This window comes from Streptomyces sp. NPDC030862 (assembly GCF_055571835.1).
On record NZ_JBVIEN010000010.1, the window covers coordinates 1 to 16,763 of the forward strand.

16 protein-coding genes are annotated in these 16,763 nt (G+C 73.1%); 10 read left to right on the plus strand and 6 right to left on the minus strand.

The features are described from left to right. Both ACZ42X_RS25455 and ACZ42X_RS25460 read left to right on the plus strand, forming a co-directional pair. Positions 1-793 (plus strand): acyl-CoA carboxylase biotin carboxyl carrier protein subunit (locus ACZ42X_RS25455; protein ID WP_468294448.1); only part of this gene is annotated, 793 nt, incomplete at its 5' end. Positions 794-919: 126 nt separating this feature from the next. Beyond that, entirely contained in the window at positions 920-1,525 is a 606-nt protein-coding gene (locus ACZ42X_RS25460; protein WP_468294451.1) for a TetR/AcrR family transcriptional regulator, read from the plus strand. Between the two features lie 54 nt (positions 1,526-1,579). Here ACZ42X_RS25460 and ACZ42X_RS25465 read toward each other — a convergent pair whose 3' ends face one another. Both ACZ42X_RS25465 and ACZ42X_RS25470 read right to left on the minus strand, forming a co-directional pair. Further along, positions 1,580-2,545 (minus strand): DeoR/GlpR family DNA-binding transcription regulator, encoded by a 966-nt coding sequence (locus ACZ42X_RS25465; RefSeq protein ID WP_468294454.1) that lies wholly within the window; start codon positions 2,543-2,545, stop codon positions 1,580-1,582. Positions 2,546-2,733: 188 nt separating this feature from the next. Beyond that, positions 2,734-4,404: an NAD(P)H-quinone dehydrogenase gene (locus ACZ42X_RS25470; protein ID WP_468294457.1), complete on the minus strand. Its 1,671-nt coding sequence runs from the start codon at positions 4,402-4,404 to the stop codon at positions 2,734-2,736. Between ACZ42X_RS25470 and ACZ42X_RS25475 the strand changes: the two genes are divergently transcribed. From ACZ42X_RS25475 to ACZ42X_RS25490, 4 genes are all read left to right on the plus strand, one after another. Then, on the plus strand, positions 4,403-4,840 hold the full coding sequence (locus ACZ42X_RS25475; protein ID WP_071965776.1) for a gamma-glutamylcyclotransferase family protein: 438 nt from the start codon (positions 4,403-4,405) through the stop codon (positions 4,838-4,840). The two genes, ACZ42X_RS25470 and ACZ42X_RS25475, sit on opposite strands and share 2 nt — an antisense overlap. Positions 4,841-5,072: 232 nt before the next feature. Further along, positions 5,073-5,897 carry a purine-nucleoside phosphorylase gene (locus tag ACZ42X_RS25480; RefSeq protein WP_468294460.1) on the plus strand — a complete coding sequence of 275 codons (825 nt, stop codon included), beginning with the start codon at positions 5,073-5,075 and terminating at the stop codon, positions 5,895-5,897. A 135-nt stretch (positions 5,898-6,032) separates the two neighbouring features. Continuing rightward, positions 6,033-7,682, plus strand: coding sequence for a phospho-sugar mutase (locus ACZ42X_RS25485; RefSeq protein ID WP_468294463.1), 1,650 nt, complete (start codon positions 6,033-6,035; stop codon positions 7,680-7,682). Between the two features lie 168 nt (positions 7,683-7,850). Then, on the plus strand, positions 7,851-9,041 hold the full coding sequence (locus tag ACZ42X_RS25490; protein WP_468294466.1) for a hypothetical protein: 1,191 nt from the start codon (positions 7,851-7,853) through the stop codon (positions 9,039-9,041). Positions 9,042-9,080: 39 nt separating this feature from the next. Here ACZ42X_RS25490 and ACZ42X_RS25495 read toward each other — a convergent pair whose 3' ends face one another. The 3 genes from ACZ42X_RS25495 to ACZ42X_RS25505 form a co-directional block, all read right to left on the minus strand. Next, positions 9,081-9,686, minus strand: coding sequence for a PH domain-containing protein (locus ACZ42X_RS25495; protein ID WP_468294469.1), 606 nt, complete (start codon positions 9,684-9,686; stop codon positions 9,081-9,083). A gap of 30 nt (positions 9,687-9,716) precedes the next feature. After that, a complete protein-coding gene (locus ACZ42X_RS25500; protein ID WP_468294472.1) occupies positions 9,717-10,355 on the minus strand; it encodes a class F sortase in 639 nt (212 codons plus the stop codon). A gap of 90 nt (positions 10,356-10,445) precedes the next feature. Beyond that, the gene (locus tag ACZ42X_RS25505; protein ID WP_468294475.1) at positions 10,446-11,825 is read right to left on the minus strand and encodes a hypothetical protein; all 1,380 of its coding nucleotides are present in this window, start codon (positions 11,823-11,825) and stop codon (positions 10,446-10,448) included. 260 nt (positions 11,826-12,085) lie between these two features. Here ACZ42X_RS25505 and deoC point away from each other — a divergent pair, with 260 nt between their 5' ends. Genes deoC through ACZ42X_RS25520 form a run of 3 tightly spaced genes read left to right on the plus strand, consistent with a single transcriptional unit; the run spans position 12,086 to position 15,376 of the window. After that, positions 12,086-13,036 (plus strand): deoxyribose-phosphate aldolase, encoded by a 951-nt coding sequence (gene deoC / locus ACZ42X_RS25510; protein ID WP_468295177.1) that lies wholly within the window; start codon positions 12,086-12,088, stop codon positions 13,034-13,036. A 5-nt stretch (positions 13,037-13,041) separates the two neighbouring features. After that, positions 13,042-14,475, plus strand: coding sequence for an aldehyde dehydrogenase family protein (locus ACZ42X_RS25515; protein WP_468294478.1), 1,434 nt, complete (start codon positions 13,042-13,044; stop codon positions 14,473-14,475). Continuing rightward, the gene (locus tag ACZ42X_RS25520) at positions 14,468-15,376 is read left to right on the plus strand and encodes an aldehyde dehydrogenase family protein (RefSeq protein WP_468294481.1); all 909 of its coding nucleotides are present in this window, start codon (positions 14,468-14,470) and stop codon (positions 15,374-15,376) included. Before ACZ42X_RS25515 ends, ACZ42X_RS25520 begins: the two co-directional genes overlap by 8 nt. Positions 15,377-15,475: 99 nt before the next feature. Here ACZ42X_RS25520 and ACZ42X_RS25525 read toward each other — a convergent pair whose 3' ends face one another. Then, on the minus strand, positions 15,476-15,823 hold the full coding sequence (locus tag ACZ42X_RS25525; protein WP_468294484.1) for a hypothetical protein: 348 nt from the start codon (positions 15,821-15,823) through the stop codon (positions 15,476-15,478). A gap of 66 nt (positions 15,824-15,889) precedes the next feature. Here ACZ42X_RS25525 and ACZ42X_RS25530 point away from each other — a divergent pair, with 66 nt between their 5' ends. Then, positions 15,890-16,591 carry a uridine kinase family protein gene (locus ACZ42X_RS25530; RefSeq protein WP_468294487.1) on the plus strand — a complete coding sequence of 234 codons (702 nt, stop codon included), beginning with the start codon at positions 15,890-15,892 and terminating at the stop codon, positions 16,589-16,591. The last annotated feature ends 172 nt before the right edge of the window (positions 16,592-16,763 follow it).

Sequence of the window (16,763 nt, forward strand, 5' to 3'; positions counted from 1 at the left end):
CCCGCCGCTGCGCGGCCACTCCTTCGAGTTCCGCATCAACGGCGAAGACCCCGGCCGCAACTTCCTCCCGGCCCCCGGCACCGTCACCACCTTCAACCCCCCGTCGGGCCCCGGTGTCCGCCTCGACGCCGGTGTCGAGTCCGGCTCCGTGATCGGCCCCGCCTGGGACTCCCTGCTCGCCAAGCTCATCGTCACCGGCGCCACCCGCCAGCAGGCGCTGCAGCGCGCCGCCCGCGCGCTGGAGGAGTTCCAGGTCGAGGGCATGGCCACCGCCATCCCCTTCCACCGCAAGGTCGTCACCGACCCCGCCTTCGCCCCGGCCGAGGGCCCCTTCACGGTCCACACCCGCTGGATCGAGACCGAGTTCGTCAACGACATCAAGCCCTTCGCCGCCCCCGCCGGTGCGGAGGAGACCGAGGACGAAGCCGGCCGTGAGACGGTCGTCGTCGAGGTCGGCGGCAAGCGCCTGGAAGTCTCCCTCCCCTCGTCGCTGGGCATGAGCCTGGCCCGCACGGGCCTGGCCGCCGGTGCCAAGCCCAAGCGCCGCGCCGCGAAGAAGTCCGCCTCCGCCGCCTCCGGCGACACCCTCACCTCCCCCATGCAGGGCACCATCGTCAAGGTCGCCGTCGAAGAGGGCCAGGAAGTCAAGGAAGGCGACCTCATCGTCGTCCTCGAAGCCATGAAGATGGAACAGCCCCTCAACGCCCACCGCGCGGGCACCATCAAGGGCCTCACCGCCGAAGTCGGCGCCTCCCTCACCTCCGGCGCCCCCATCTGCGAAATCAAGGACTGACGTCCGTACGTCTTCCTGCGAAGGGGCCTGCCGGTCGTGACCGGCGGGCCCCTTCCGCATGCGGAGAGGGCCTCCGGCTGGGCGATGGCATGCTGGAGACACACGGCGGAGCAGGGAGGAGGCGCCATGACGACCAGTACGGCAGCGGGCACGGCACCGGGTACGCCACCGGGCTCGGCGCGCCCCATGCGGGCGGACGCGCGCCGTAACTACGAGCGGCTGCTGTCGGAGGCGCGCTCCGCCTTCGCCGAGCACGGCACCGACGCGTCGCTGGAGGACATCGCACGCCGCGCGGGGGTGGGCATCGGCACGCTGTACCGGCACTTCCCGAACCGGCACGCGCTGATGGGCGCGGTCTTCCAGGAGGCGCTGGGCTCGTTGCTGGAGCGCTCACGGCAGCTCGCCGACGCGGAGCAGCCGTGCGAGGCGCTGGTCGTCTGGCTGCGCGCCATCATCACGCACGCAGGCGAGTACCGCGGCCTGGCGAGCGCGCTGATGTCGGCGTCGCACGACCGGAGTTCGGCGTTGTCGGAGTGCAACGTACCGCTGCGCCAGGCGGGCGCCCGCCTGCTGGACCGGGCCGTGAGCAGCGGCTCCGTACGGGAGGGCGTCTCGATCGACGACCTCATGCAGCTGACGAACGCGATCGCCCTGGCGGCGGAGCAGTCCCCGGACGACCCGGAGCTGGCGGACCGCCTGCTGCGGCTGACCCTGCGCGGCCTGAAGGCGTAACCGCGTGCGGGGCTCGCCCCGCGCGAACCGCGTACGGGGGCTCGCCCCGCGCGCTCAGCGGCGCCGCAGGTCCGCCACCCGGGCGCCGCGCTCCGCGGCGCGGTCGTCCGCGGACAGGGAGGCCGACGCGGCCGAGCGCAGGGGGCCACCCGGGTGCCGGGCGCCGCGCTGGCCCGGCAGGGGCACGTCCCGGCGCGGCGGGCGGCCCGGCGGGGAGGCGTCCGAGGCTCCGGCGGAGCCGGAGCTCGCGACCGTGAGCTGGACGCCCTGGTCCGCGAGGGCCTGGAGCTCCGTGGCGGCGCGCTCGTCATGGGCGGGCGGCTCGTCGGTGACCAGCCGCGTGATCACGTCCGTCGGCACGGTCTGGAACATCGTGTCCGTGCCGAGCTTCGTGTGGTCGGCCAGCACCACGACCTCCGCCGCCGCCTGCACCAGCGCCCGGTCGACGCTCGCCGACAGCATGTTGGACGTGGACAGGCCCCGCTCGGCCGTCAGACCGCTCCCGGACAGGAACGCCCGCGAGACCCGCAGCCCCTGGAGGGACTGCTCGGCCCCGCTGCCCACCAGCGCGTAGTTGGAGCCGCGCAGGGTGCCGCCGGTCATGACGACCTCGACGCGGTTGGCGTGCGCGAGCGCCTGCGCCACCAGCAGGGAGTTGGTGACGACGGTCAGTCCGGGGACGCGGGCGAGCCGGCGGGCCAGCTCCTGCGTGGTCGTCCCGGCGCCGACGACGATGGCCTCGCCCTCTTCGACGAGGGCCGCGGCGGCGTCGGCGATGGCCGTCTTCTCCGCGGTCGCGAGATGGGATTTCTGCGGGAAGCCGGACTCTCGCGTAAAACCGCCCGGCAGTACCGCACCGCCGTGCCGGCGGTCGAGGAGTCCTTCGGCCTCCAGGGCCCGCACGTCACGCCGTACGGTCACTTCGGAGGTCTGGACGACGCGGGCGAGCTCACGGAGCGATACCGCCCCGTTGGCGCGCACCATTTCGAGGATCAACTGGCGACGTTCTGCAGCGAACACGAAACTGACAGTAACCCCAGCACGCGGGCGTTTGCAGCCGTATGCACCGAATACGAGAAGATGCGAACAGACGGGGCCGCCAAGTGGTATGGGCGGCCCCGTCCGTGTACGTACGACGATCGGCCTCGACCGGTCGATGTCCCGACTTGCCGGGGGTTGCCGGGTGTTGTCCCGGTGACCGGGGGGCGTTACGCCTCGGCGGTCGTCTTCCGGGTGTGCAACTGCCGTGCCACCTCGGCGATCGAGCCCGACAGCGACGGGTACACGGTGAAAGCGTTTGCGATCTGTTCGACGGTCAGATTGTTGTCGACCGCGATCGAGATCGGGTGGATCAGCTCACTGGCGCGCGGGGCGACGACCACGCCGCCGACCACGATGCCCGTGCCCGGACGGCAGAAGATCTTCACGAAGCCGTCCCGGATGCCCTGCATCTTGGCGCGCGGGTTGCGCAGCAGCGGCAGCTTCACGACCCGGGCGTCGATCTTCCCGGCGTCGACGTCGGCCTGGGTGTAACCCACCGTGGCGATCTCTGGGTCGGTGAAGACGTTCGCGGAGACGGTCTTGAGGTTGAGCGGGGTCACCGCGTCGCCGAGGAAGTGGTACATGGCGATGCGGCCCTGCATGGCGGCGACCGAGGCGAGTGCGAAGACGCCGGTGACGTCACCGGCGGCGTAGACGCCCGGCGCCGAGGTGCGCGAGACCCGGTCGGTCCAGATGTGGCCGGAGTCCCTGAGCCGTACGCCGGCCTCCTCCAGGCCCATGCCCTCGGTGTTGGGGACGGCGCCGACCGCCATCAGGCAGTGGGTGCCGGAGATGACCCGGCCGTCGGCGAGGGTGACCTCGACGCGGTCGCCGACGCGCTTGGCGGAGGCCGCGCGGGAGCGGGCCATCACGTTCATGCCGCGGCGCCGGAAGACGTCCTCCAGGACGGCGGCGGCGTCCGGGTCCTCGCCCGGCAGCACCCGGTCCCGGGACGAGACGAGCGTGACGCGCGAGCCGAGCGCCTGGTATGCGCCCGCGAACTCGGCGCCGGTGACACCGGAACCGACCACGATGAGCTCCTCGGGGAGCTCGGTGAGGTCGTACACCTGCGTCCAGTTGAGGATGCGCTCGCCGTCGGGCAGGGCGTCCGGGATCTCGCGCGGGTGGCCGCCGGTCGCGATCAGGACGGCGTCGGCGGTGAGGGTCTCCTCGCTGCCGTCGGCGGCCGTGACGATGACCTGGCGGGAGCCGTCCACGGCCTGGCGGCCGTCGAGCCGGCCGCGGCCGCGCAGCACGCGGGCGCCGGCCCGCGTGACGGAGGCGGTGATGTCGTGGGACTGGGCGAGGGCGAGCCGCTTGACGCGGCGGTTGACCTTGCCGAGGTCCACGCCGACGATCCGGGCGGGCTGGTCGATGTGCGGGGTGTCGTCCGCGACGATGATGCCGAGCTCCTCGTGCGAGGAGTCGAAGGTGGTCATCACCTCGGCCGTGGCGATGAGGGTCTTCGAGGGGACGCAGTCGGTCAGGACGGACGCTCCGCCGAGGCCGTCGCGGTCCACGACGGTCACCTCCGCGCCGAGCTGGGCGGCCACCAGGGCCGCCTCGTATCCGCCGGGTCCGCCACCGATGATCACGATCCGGGTCACTGGGGTTACGCCTCGCGCTCTCGTCACGGCAGGGATGGAGTACGTAGCCCATTGTCCCGCACCCTCCGCGCGGCTTCCCGTCGGGTCCCGGTCGCGCCGCGGCCGCGCCGTGCCCGGGCGGTGGCCGGGCCGTGCCCGGGCCGTGGGGCGGGTGCCGGGCGGGTCCCGATCAGGTGGCCGCCCCACGGGGAACAGCGCCCGCCCGGGCCGCTCCCGTACCCTCGGACCCATGTCGCTCTACGCCGCGTACGCCGGCAACCTCGACGCGCGGCTGATGACCCGCCGCGCCCCGCACTCCCCGCTGCGCGGCACGGGCTGGCTCAACGGCTGGCGGCTGACCTTCGGCGGTGAGCAGATGGGCTGGGAGGGCGCCCTCGCCACGATCGTCGAGGCGCCGCGCTCGCAGGTCTTCGTCGCGCTGTACGACATCGCGCCGATGGACGAGGACTCCATGGACCGGTGGGAGGGCGTCGGCCTGGACATCTACCGGCGCATGCGGGTGCGGGTGCACACCCTGGACGGCGAGGAGCCGGCCTGGGTCTACGTCCTGAACGGCTACGAGGGCGGCCTGCCCTCCGCGCGCTACCTGGGCGAGATCGCGGACGCCGCCGAGTCGGCGGGCGCGCCCCACGACTACGTGATGGAGCTGCGCAAGCGCCCCTGCTGAGGCGCTGCCGGAAGCCGCCCGGGCGCCGCGGAGGCACTGCCGCGGCGCTCCCGGCCGGCTCTTGTCGGAAACGACAAGGCAACGATCCGAGCTCCGTGGGCATCGTCATCTACGCGCGTAGGCAATCTCGGGCTACGCTCTTGTCCGTACGTGTTTTTCCGGGGCCCGCCCCCGGCCCCCGGCCCCGCGCAGCGGTCCGGGGCGACTGTTACTTCGCGAGGCGAGAGACTCTGTGAACGCAACTGCCACCCCGGACCACCTCCAGGGCGACCCCTACGCCGCCGCCGCCGACGCCGCCGCGCGCCTGCGCGAGCTGACCGGCGCCGAGACCCACGACGTCGCCCTCGTGATGGGCTCCGGCTGGGCGCCGGCCGTCGACGCGCTCGGCGCCCCCGAGGCCGAGTTCCCGGTCACGGAGCTCCCCGGCTTCCCGCCGCCGGCCGTCGAGGGCCATGGCGGCCGCATCCGCTCGTACCGCATCGGCGACAAGCGGGCGCTGCTCTTCCTGGGCCGTACGCACTTCTACGAGGGCCGCGGCGTGGCCGCCGTCGCCCACGGTGTGCGCACCGCCGTCGCCGCCGGCTGCAAGACGGTCGTGCTGACCAACGGCTGCGGCGGCCTGCGCGAGGGCATGCGCCCCGGCCAGCCGGTCCTGATCAGCGACCACATCAACCTCACGGCGACCTCCCCCATCGTGGGCGCCAACTTCGTGGACCTGACCGACCTGTACTCGCCGCGCCTGCGCGCGCTGTGCAAGGAGGTCGACGCGACGCTGGAGGAGGGCGTGTACGTCCAGTTCCCCGGCCCGCACTACGAGACCCCGGCCGAGATCAACATGGTCCGCGTGATGGGCGGCGACCTCGTCGGCATGTCCACGGTCCTGGAGGCCATCGCGGCCCGCGAGGCGGGCGCCGAGGTGCTCGGCATCTCCCTCGTCACCAATCTGGCCGCGGGCCTTTCGGGTGAGCCCCTCAACCACGAGGAGGTCCTCCAGGCGGGCCGCGACTCGGCCGCCCGCATGGGCGAGCTGCTCACGCGGGTCCTGGACAGGATCTAGTACCACCCCCGTCCTACGCGACGGGCCAGGCGGCCCCGGAACTCTCAGCGGTCCGGGGCCGCGCCCTGCTCCGCCCCGGGGCGGGGTACCCGTAGCGCAGACCAATCCGTACGACTCCCAGAGAGGCAGACCACCGTGCAGCAGAACCTCATCGCGCAGGCGGAGGCATGGCTGGCCGAGGACCCGGACAGCGAGACCCGCGACGAGCTGGCCAAGCTCATCGAGGCCCGTGACCTCGACGCGCTCGCGGACCGGTTCGGCGGCACGCTGCAGTTCGGGACGGCCGGGCTGCGCGGTGAGCTGGGTGCCGGGCCCATGCGGATGAACCGCTCCGTGGTCATCCGGGCCGCCGCCGGCCTCGCCGCGTACCTGAAGGGCAAGGGCCAGGAGGGCGGCCTGGTCGTCATCGGCTACGACGCCCGCTACAAGTCGGCCGACTTCGCGCGGGACACCGCCGCCGTGATGACGGGCGCGGGGCTGCGCGCCGCCGTGCTGCCGCGGCCGCTGCCGACGCCCGTCCTGGCGTACGCCATAAGGCACCTGGGCGCGGTCGCCGGTGTCGAGGTGACCGCGAGCCACAACCCGCCGCGCGACAACGGCTACAAGGTCTACCTGGGCGACGGCTCACAGATCGTGCCGCCCGCCGACGCCGAGATCGCGGCCGAGATCGCGGCCGTCGCGCGCCTCGCCGACGTACCGCGTCCGGAGTCCGGCTGGGAGACCCTCGGGGACGAGGTCCTGGAGGCCTACCTGGCGCGTACGGACGCCGTCCTGAGCCCCGGGTCCCCCCGGACCGCGAACGTCGTCTACACGGCCATGCACGGCGTCGGCAAGGACGTCGTCCTCGCCGCCTGGGAGCGGGCCGGTTTCCCCGCGCCGGTGCTCGTCGAGGAGCAGGCCGAGCCCGACCCGGCCTTCCCGACCGTCGCGTTCCCGAACCCCGAGGAGCCGGGCGCGATGGACCTGGCCTTCGCGAAGGCGCGCGAGGCCGGTCCGGACATCGTCATCGCCAACGACCCGGACGCCGACCGCTGCGCCGTCGCCGTCCCGGACGACTCCGCTGCGGGCGGCTGGCGGATGCTCCACGGCGACCAGGTCGGCGCGCTGCTCGCCGCCCACCTCGTCCGCAAGGGCGCCCGGGGCACCTTCGCCGAGTCGATCGTGTCGTCGTCGCTGCTGGGCCGGATCGCGGAGGCGGCCGGGCTGCCGTACGAGGAGACGCTGACCGGCTTCAAGTGGATCGCGCGCGTGGAGGGCCTGGCGTACGGCTACGAGGAGGCGCTCGGCTACTGCGTCGACCCCGAGGGCGTCCGCGACAAGGACGGCATCACGGCGGCGCTGCTCGTCGCCGAGCTGGCCTCGGTCCTCAAGGAGCAGGGCCGTACGCTCACGGACCTGCTGGACGACCTGGCCGTCGCGCACGGCCTGCACGCCACGGACCAGCTGTCGGTGCGCGTGGAGGACCTGAGCATCATCGCGAACGCCATGCGCCGGCTGCGCGAGCAGCCGCCCACCGCGCTCGCCGGGCTGACGGTGACCTCCGCCGAGGACCTGAACGAGGGCAGCGAGGCGCTGCCGCCCACGGACGGGCTGCGGTACTACCTGGAGGGTGCCTTCACGGCGCGCGTGATCGTGCGCCCGTCCGGCACCGAGCCGAAGCTGAAGTGCTACCTGGAGGTCGTCGTCCCGGTCGCCGACGCGAGCGGACTGGCCGACGCGCGGGCCAAGGCCGGTGACGTCCTGGGCGCGCTGAAGCGCGACCTGGCGGCCGCCGCCGGTATCTGAGCCGGCCACCCTTGAGAGGGCCCGTACGGAGAGCTTCGCCGAGCTCTCCGTACGGGCCCTCTTGCGGGTGATTCTCGTACGGCAGGTGACGCACGGCTCCGATACGCACCCCGGGCCGCCGAGCAGGGTGACCCCCATAGCGCAGCCGAGCCTCTTGGGAGTCCCACCGTGCCGCCGTCGGCGATCACCGCCCGCCCGACCGTCCCCGCGTCCCGGCGGCCCCCGTCCCCGGCGGCCGTACGCGTCCGGGAGCGGACCGCCCGGTCCCTCCGGTACGCCGCGCCCGCCCTGGTCGGCTATCTGACGGTGCGGCTCTTCGGGCTGCTCGTCCTGGCCCGCTGGGCCCATCTGAAGGGGCACGGCGTCTGGCCGACGCTCGCCACGTCCTGGGACTCGGACTGGTACCTGGGCATCGCCGACCACGGCTACCAGGACTCCCTCGGCACCGCGTACAACGCCAACAACCTGGCGTTCTTCCCCCTCTACCCGGTGCTGATCAAGGCCGTCGCGGGCGTCACGCCCGGCTCACGCGCGTCGGTGGCGCTGGTGCTCGCGGTCGGCTTCTCGCTGGTCGCGGCATGGGGGGTGTTCGCCGTCGGCGCCCATCTGCACGGGCGCCGCGCGGGCACCGTACTGGCCGTCCTGTGGGGTGCCCTGCCGGTGGCGGTCGTCCAGTGGATGGGGTACACGGAGTCGCTGTTCACGGCGCTCGCCGCCTGGGCGCTGTACGCCGTGCTGACCGGGCGCTGGTACGCGGCGGGTGCCCTCGCCGTGCTGGCGGGGCTGACCCGGCCCACCGGGATCGCGGTGGCGGCGGCGGTGTCGGTGGCCGGCCTGCTCGCCGCGGCGCGCACCCGGCGTGGGGCGCCGCTCGCCGCCGCCTGCGCGGCCCCCCTGGGCTGGCTCGGTTACGTGGCCTGGGTGGGCGCCCGGATCGGCCGCTGGGACGGCTACTTCGCCGTGCAGCGGCTGTGGCGCAACGCATGGGACGGCGGCGCGGGCACCCTGCGCGAGCTGCGGTACCTCCTCGTGTACGACAGGAACCCGCAGCTGTTCCTGGTCGCCGTCTCGGCGGTGCTGGTGCTGTCGGCGGCGGCGTACGTGCTGTGCCTGGCGGAGCGGCAGCCGCTGGTGCTGCTGGTCTTCAGCGGGGTGCTGCTGCTCGTCGTCCTGGGCAGCGGCGGGGTCTACTTCCCGCGAGCCCGCTTCCTGGTGCCCGGCTTCCCGCTGCTGCTGCCGTTCGCCCTGGCGGTGTGCCGGGCGCGGCGGGTGGTGGTGGGGCTGGTGCTGGGCGGGGCGGTGCTGGTGTCGGCGTGGCTGGGCGCGTACATGCTGCTGGTGTGGCCCGGGCCGCCGTGACGGACGGACGGTGACGGGCGGACCGTGACGGACGGGCCGTTACGCGGTGGTGGTGAGCACCACCAGCAGCACCAGGCCCACGAGCGAGGTCGCGATGACCTCGTACGCCCAGCGCACGCGCGGTTCGCCCTGCGCGGTGGGCCGGTCCGCGCACTGCTCGGCCAGCTGGCGCAGCTCGGCGATGCTGCGGTCGGCACCCATGGCGTCGGCGACGGGGTTCGGGGCGCCGCCGGACTTCGCCGCCGCGCGGTCCTGGAGGCGGGCGGCGCGCTTCCGCTCCCGCAGGGAGACGGGTATCGACCAGAGCTGGTACTTGGTCCCGCTCTTGGTGAAGACCTCACTGGAGTATCCGGCGCGCACGGTGGAGACCGCCGCCCAGGGGAGCTCGATGGTGCGGAACGGGTTGCGCACGATCATCCGGTCGTGGTTCGCGCGCACGACCGGCCGGAAGGTGAAGGCCGCGATGAGCGGCACGACGAGGAGCAGCGCCGCGAGCGCGACCCAGCGGGCCCGCCCTTCGCCGCGGATGAGGGCGTCACCGCCGATCCAGGCGGCGAACGCGAGCAACAGGAGGCCGCCCACGATCGCCAGGGGCGAGCGGTAGGACCGGTCGGCGGCGGGCTCGGGCTGCTGTGGGCTCGTCATGCGGCCGATTCTGCCTCACCCCGCGCGGGCTCACGCGACGAGATCGGCGTACAGGATGATGTTGTCGGGGCGGTGCCCGTCGACGAGTTCGCCGCCGCAGGTGATCAGGCGCAGCTCGGGCCGGGTGGTGTCGCCGTACACCTTGGCGGTCGGGAACGCCTTCTTGTCGACCTGCTCCAGCTCGCGTACGCGGAAGACGGCGGTGGTGCCGTCGGCCCGCTGGACGCTGATCTCGTCGCCCGTGCGCACCTTGGCGACGTTCTTGAGGACGGCGGGGCCCTTCTCGGTGTCGAAGTGGCCGATCAGCACGGCCGGTCCGGTCTCGCCGGGCGTCACCCCCTTGTCGTACCAGCCGATCTTGTCGGCGTCGGCGACGGAGGGGACCTCGACGGTGCCGTCGGCGGCGAGACCGAGGTCCAGTACGGGCCCGGTGTCGACACCGGCCGCGGGCACGCGCACGCGTACCGGCTTGGACCGGGCCAGGGGGGCGGCCTGCCTGCCCTGGACGGCCGCCGGGGCGGCGGTGGCCGGCTCGATGTGGGCCGGCGGGGTGGCCGTCTTCGCGGGGCCGCCCGCCGCGGGCGTACCGCAGCCGGCGAGGGCGGCCGGGGCGGCGAGGGCGAGCAGCACGGCGGCGATGCGGCGGGGTACGGCGGCGACGGCGGGCATGGGCGGGCTCCAGGGGGACGGTGGACGGGTGGTACGGGCCCGGGCGGGCCGCCGCGGGGTGCGGCGGCCCGCCCGGTGGGGGTGGGGTGGTCAGGCGCGGGTGCCGGCGCCGGTGCGGCGGCGCAGGGCGACGAAGCCGAGCCCGGCGGCGGTGACGGCGGCGGCGCCCGCACCGGCGACGACCAGCAGGTGGTCGCCCTCCTCGACCTCGGCGCCGGCGGCGACGCCGCCCTTGGGCACGATGGTGGTCTGGGTGGTGGCGGAGGTCTGCTGCGTGGACGCCTTGCCGGTGGTGCCGCCCTGCGGCGTGGCGCCGCCGGTGGTCTGGGCGGCGCCCTTGCCGAGGAAGACGGGCGCGCCCTGCTTGCCGCCCTTGAGGTGGTAGGCCGCGATGCCGCCGTCCTGCTCCAGTACGACGACGGAGGCGCCGTAGAAGAAGACCCGGCGGGCCTCGCCGTTGGTGTAGGTGAAGCCGCGGCCCTTGCCGTTCTCCACCAGCTGGAGGCCGTACATGCCGTCCTTCTTGCCGAGCTCCAGGACGGTGCCGTCGGCGAGCTTGTACTGGCCGGGCTTGCCGCCGGTGGTGAAGTTGCCGACCCAGTGGTGGGTGGAGCCGTCCGGGTTCAGGACGAAGAAGCTGCCGTTGTTGTTGCCGGCGGCCGAGCGGGCGTTGGCGTCGACGACGCCGATGGAGTGGCCGTTGACGAAGGACTCGCCGCGGTAGTGCCGGACGGCGACCTTGTAGATCTTGACGAGGGTGCCGTCGGAGAGGGTCTCGTCACGGACGAAGGTGCCCTTGGCGGCGTCGCCCTTGCCGTCCTCACCCTTGCCGTCCTCACCCTTGCCGCTGTCACCCTTGCCGCCCTCGTCGAGCAGGCTCCAGGTGAGGGTGCCGTCCGCCTTCAGGGTCACCTTGACCCCGTCGAAGACCTTCCAGTCCTGCGGCATGAGGAAGTCCGCCGTGCCGGCCTTGAGGGCGCCCACGGAGTCGGCGCCCTTGACGATCTCCGCGGAGTAGACCTCGTCGCTGACCTTGAACACGTGGGCGACCATCTCCTTGGGGAGGATGTGGGTCTTGATCAGCTCGCCCTGGGAGCCCGGGGTGGTCAGGAAGGCCAGCAGGTGGCCGTTCGGGCTGAGCTCGACGCCCACGTTGGCGAACCGGCCCCTGACGACCTTGTCGCCGCTCGTGAGGCTGCCGAGGAGCTTGCCGTCCTTGGAGAACTCGGCGACGAAGCGGCCGTCGCCCTTCTTGTAGACCTCGGCGACCACACCGGCCAGCAGCTGCTCGGTCCGCACGTGCACGCGCTCGGCGGTCTTGCTGTCGCCGGCCTTCGTGTCGGCGTTGTGGGCGCCGGCGGCCGGCGCGGTGCCGTCCGCCGCGAAGGCGGCGCCGGCGGTGACGGCCGGGGTCAGGGCGATGCCGGCGAGGACGGCGGTGGCAAGGGCGGTGCGAAGGGCGGAACGCATAACGACTCCTGTGAACAGGTCGGTTTTCGGATGGAAGAGCCGCATGCCTGCCTTGCCTCGTCGGTGTGGCCGTTGAGTGTGGGGCGGGGCTGCACGAACAAAGTTATGGATCTTGTGTGGGGGAGTCGTCCGCTCCCTGTCACAGGCGTGTGACAGCGCTCACGCTCCCCGTGTCCACCGCTGCCACCAGGGGTTTTCCACAGCCCCGGATACGGGGCTGTACAGGCCGCTACGCGCGTAGATATGCTCCAGTGGTGACCATGCCCACCACCCTCTCCGCATTCGCTGACGTGACCGCGTCCGACAGCACACTGCGCCGCTTCCTCCACGGGCTGCCCGGTGTGGACCCCGTCGGCCTCGAAGCGCGCGCCGCGTCACTCGGTACCCGTTCGATCAAGACCACGGCCAAGGCGTACGCCATCGACCTGGCCATCTCGATGATCGACCTGACGACGCTCGAAGGCGCGGACACCCCGGGCAAGGTCCGGGCGCTCGCCGGCAAGGCCGTCAACCCCGACCCGACCGACCGCACCACCCCGCGCACCGCCGCGGTGTGCGTGTACCCCGACATGGTGGCCACCGCCAAGGCCGTCCTGACCGGCACGGACGTCAAGGTCGCCTCCGTCGCGACCGCCTTCCCGGCCGGCCGCGCCGCCCTCGACGTCAAGCTCGCGGACACGCGGGACGCCGTCGAGGCCGGGGCGGACGAGATCGACATGGTGATCGACCGCGGCGCGTTCCTCGCGGGCGACTACCTGAAGGTCTACGAGGAGATCCGGGCCGTGAAGGAGGCCTGCGGCGAGCGGGCGCGGCTGAAGGTCATCTTCGAGACCGGCGAGCTGTCGACGTACGACAACATCCGCCGCGCCTCCTGGCTCGGCATGATCGCCGGGGCCGACTTCATCAAGACCTCGACGGGCAAGGTGGGCGTCAACGCCACCCCCGCCAACACGCTGCTCATGCTGGAGGCGGTGCGCGACTTCCGCGCGCAGACCGGGGTGCAGGTCGGGGTGAAGCCCGCGGGCGGCATCCGCACGACCAAGGACGCCATCAAGTTCCTGGTCCTGGTCAACGAGACCGTGGGCGAGGACTGGCTGGACAACCACTGGTTCCGGTTCGGCGCCTCGAGCCTGCTCAACGACCTGCTGATGCAGCGTCAGAAGCTGGCCACCGGACGTTACTCCGGTCCCGACTACGTGACGGTGGACTGATCACCATGACCAAGTTCGAGTACGCACCCGCACCCGAGTCCCGCTCGGTCGTCGACATCGCGCCGTCCTACGGCCTGTTCATCGACGGCGAGTTCACCGAGGCCGCGGACGGCAAGGTCTTCAAGACGATCTCGCCCTCCTCCGAGGAGGTCCTCTCCGAGGTCGCCCAGGCCGGGACCGAGGACGTCGACCGGGCCGTGAAGGCCGCCCGCAAGGCGTTCGAGAAGTGGTCGGCGCTGCCGGGCGCCGAGCGCGCGAAGTACCTCTTCCGCATCGCCCGGATCATCCAGGAGCGCAGCCGCGAGCTCGCCGTCCTGGAGACCCTGGACAACGGCAAGCCGATCAAGGAGACCCGCGACGCGGACCTCCCGCTGGTCGCCGCGCACTTCTTCTACTACGCGGGCTGGGCCGACAAGCTCGACCACGCGGGCTACGGCGCGAACCCGCGCCCCCTCGGTGTCGCGGGCCAGGTCATCCCGTGGAACTTCCCGCTGCTGATGCTCGCGTGGAAGATCGCCCCGGCGCTCGCCGCCGGCAACACGGTCGTCCTCAAGCCGGCCGAGACCACCCCGCTCTCCGCGCTCTTCTTCGCGGACATCTGCCGCCAGGCGGGCCTGCCGAAGGGCGTCGTCAACATCCTGCCGGGTTACGGGGACGCCGGCGCCGCGCTCGTCGAGCACCCGGGCGTCGACAAGGTCGCCTTCACCGGCTCCACCGCCGTCGGCAAGGCCATCGCCCGCCAGGTCGCGGGCACGAGCAAGAAGCTCACCCTGGAGCTGGGCGGCAAGGGCGCCAACATCGTCTTCGACGACGCGCCCATCGACCAGGCCGTCGAGGGCATCGTCACCGGCATCTTCTTCAACCAGGGCCAGGTCTGCTGCGCGGGCTCCCGCCTCCTCGTCCAGGAGTCCCTCCAGGACGAGCTGCTGGACGCCCTCAAGCGCCGGCTGTCCACGCTGCGCCTCGGCGACCCGCTGGACAAGAACACCGACATCGGCGCGATCAACTCCGCCGAGCAGCTGGCCCGCATCAAGGCCCTCGCCGACACCGGCGAGGCGGAGGGCGCCGAGCGCTGGTCCCCCGCCTGCGAGCTGCCTTCGCACGGCTTCTGGTTCGCGCCGACGCTCTTCACGGGCGTCACGCAGGCGCACACCATCGCCCGTGACGAGATCTTCGGACCGGTCCTGTCGGTGCTGACCTTCCGCACCCCGGACGAGGCCGTCGCGAAGGCCAACAACAGCCAGTACGGCCTGTCCGCCGGCATCTGGACGGAGAAGGGCTCCCGCATCCTCGCGGTGGCGAACAAGCTCCGCGCGGGCGTCGTCTGGGCCAACACGTTCAACAAGTTCGACCCGACCTCGCCCTTCGGCGGCTACAAGGAGTCGGGCTTCGGCCGCGAGGGCGGCCGCCACGGCCTGGAGGCGTACCTCGATGTCTGACAAGACCGAACAGAACCGTCTGAGCGTCTTCAAGACCTACAAGCTGTACGTCGGGGGCAAGTTCCCCCGCAGCGAGAGCGGCCGGGTGTACGAGGTGACGGACTCCAAGGGCAAGTGGCTGGCGAACGCCCCGCTGTCGTCGCGCAAGGACGCGCGGGACGCGGTCGTGGCGGCGCGCAAGGCGTTCGGCGGCTGGTCGGGCGCGACGGCGTACAACCGCGGCCAGATCCTCTACCGCGTCGCCGAGATGCTGGAGGGCCGCAAGGGCCAGTTCGTCCGCGAGGTCGCGCACGCGGAGGGCCTGTCGAAGGCGCAGGCGGCCGAGGCCGTCGAGGCGGCCGTCGACCGCTGGGTCTGGTACGCGGGCTGGACGGACAAGATCGCGCAGATCGTGGGCGGGGCGAACCCGGTCGCGGGCCCGTTCTTCAACCTGTCGACGCCGGAGCCGACGGGCGTGGTCGCGGTCGTCGCGCCCCAGGAGTCGTCGTTCCTGGGCCTGGTGTCGGTCGTCGCGCCCGTCATCGCCACCGGGAACACCGCGGTCGTCATCGCCTCCGAGAAGGCCCCGCTGCCCGCCCTGTCGCTGGGCGAGGTCCTGGCCACCTCGGACCTGCCGGGCGGTGTCGTCAACGTCCTGTCGGGCCGTACGGCCGAGATCGCCGGGCCGCTCGCCGCCCACCAGGACGTCAACGCCCTCGACCTGACGGGCGCGGATGCGGAGCTGGCGCGGGAGCTGGAGATCGCCGCCGCGGACAACCTCAAGCGGGTGCTGCGCCCCGCGGCCGTGGACGGCGAGGACTTCACGGCCGACCCGGGCACGCGCCGCCTGACCGCGTTCCTGGAGACCAAGACGGTCTGGCACCCCACGGGTTCGCTGGGCGCCTCGGGCTCCTCGTACTGACGGGCCCCCTGTCCGACGGGCCCCCTGTGCGGACGGCCCCGCCTCCCCTCCGTCCGGGGGAGCGCGGGGCCGTTCTCGTACGGGGAGCCGGGCGCCGTCCTAGCCCGGCAGCGCGCCGCCCACCAGCGGTCCGGCCACCGGCAGGTTCGGGGCGCTGGTCAGCGAGCCCGTCATGCTGGTGGTGCTCACCGGCTGGAAGTCGCCGACCTGCGTGCCGACACCGTTGTTGAGCGGGTCGACACCGGTCTGGGCGAGCGGGTTGATCTTCAGGTTCTTGGCGGCGCCCACCACGTGCGGGGTGGCCGCCTGCACCCCCTGCATCGCCGCCGCCGTGTCGAGCTCGCCCACCGGGGTCGGGACCGCGTGCGCCGTGCCCCCCGCGACGCCCAGCGCGGCGCCGAGGGCGGAGAGGGTCAGCCCGGCCTGGAGAAGGGTGTGTCGTGCCATGGGAGGGGCTCCTGCCGCGTGTGTGTCGAGCGCAACCGAACGACCACGCAGCGTATGCGAGATGTGATGCTCGATACCAACGGGTGCCCGGCGGGGTCCCCCGCACGGGTGCATGCCTCAGACTGGTGTCCCGTGAGTTCCCATCCCCTTCAGGCCCGCGTCGTGCTGCTCGCGGGACCGTCCGGCTCCGGCAAGTCCTCCCTCGCGGCCCGGACCGGCCTCCCGGTGCTGCGCCTCGACGACTTCTACAAGGAGGCCGACGACCCGACGCTCCCGCTCGTCCCGGGCAGCCCCGACATCGACTGGGACTCCCCGTCGTCCTGGGACGCCGACGCCGCGGTGGCGGCGATCACGAAGCTGTGCGCCACCGGTCGTACGGACGTCCCGGTCTACGACATCGCCACCAGTGCGCGCGTCGGCCGCGACGTCCTCGACATCGCGCGCGCACCGCTGTTCGTGGCCGAGGGCATCTTCGCGGCGGACATCGTGGCGCGCTGCCGGGAGCTCGGCGTCCTGGCCGACGCGCTGTGCCTGCGCGGCCGCCCGTCCACGACGTTCCGCCGCCGGCTGGTGCGCGACCTGCGCGAGGGCCGCAAGTCGATGCCGTTCCTGCTGCGCAGGGGCTGGCGGCTGATGCGCGCCGAGCGCTCCATCGTGGCCCGCCAGACGGCCCTGGGCGCGCACCCCTGCGACCAGCCCGAGGCCCTCGTACGCGTGACCGCCGCGGCGGACCGCGCCCCTACCCCCACGCCCTCGGCGACGGCGTAGACACCGGTACGGGGGAGGGGGGGGGGGGGGGGGGGGGGGGGGGGGGTTGTGCACCCCCTCCCCCCCCCCCCCCCCCCCCCCCCCCCCCCCCCCTCCCCCGTACCCCCGTGTCCCCCCTGTTGTGGGCACCCCCGTACCCATGACCCGCCGCCGCCTCCCCCGAGGCCGCGCG

Coding starts and splice junctions, on each gene's coding strand:
- deoC (WP_468295177.1), top strand. CDS start 12,086: ATGCCCACCACCCTCTCCGCATTCGCTGACGTGACCGCGTCCGACAGC.
- ACZ42X_RS25475 (WP_071965776.1), top strand. CDS start 4,403: ATGTCGCTCTACGCCGCGTACGCCGGCAACCTCGACGCGCGGCTGATG.
- ACZ42X_RS25460 (WP_468294451.1), top strand. CDS start 920: ATGACGACCAGTACGGCAGCGGGCACGGCACCGGGTACGCCACCGGGC.
- ACZ42X_RS25505 (WP_468294475.1), bottom strand. CDS start 11,825: ATGCGTTCCGCCCTTCGCACCGCCCTTGCCACCGCCGTCCTCGCCGGC.
- ACZ42X_RS25515 (WP_468294478.1), top strand. CDS start 13,042: ATGACCAAGTTCGAGTACGCACCCGCACCCGAGTCCCGCTCGGTCGTC.
- ACZ42X_RS25500 (WP_468294472.1), bottom strand. CDS start 10,355: ATGCCCGCCGTCGCCGCCGTACCCCGCCGCATCGCCGCCGTGCTGCTC.
- ACZ42X_RS25530 (WP_468294487.1), top strand. CDS start 15,890: ATGCTCGATACCAACGGGTGCCCGGCGGGGTCCCCCGCACGGGTGCAT.
- ACZ42X_RS25525 (WP_468294484.1), bottom strand. CDS start 15,823: ATGGCACGACACACCCTTCTCCAGGCCGGGCTGACCCTCTCCGCCCTC.
- ACZ42X_RS25470 (WP_468294457.1), bottom strand. CDS start 4,404: ATGGGTCCGAGGGTACGGGAGCGGCCCGGGCGGGCGCTGTTCCCCGTG.
- ACZ42X_RS25520 (WP_468294481.1), top strand. CDS start 14,468: ATGTCTGACAAGACCGAACAGAACCGTCTGAGCGTCTTCAAGACCTAC.
- ACZ42X_RS25495 (WP_468294469.1), bottom strand. CDS start 9,686: ATGACGAGCCCACAGCAGCCCGAGCCCGCCGCCGACCGGTCCTACCGC.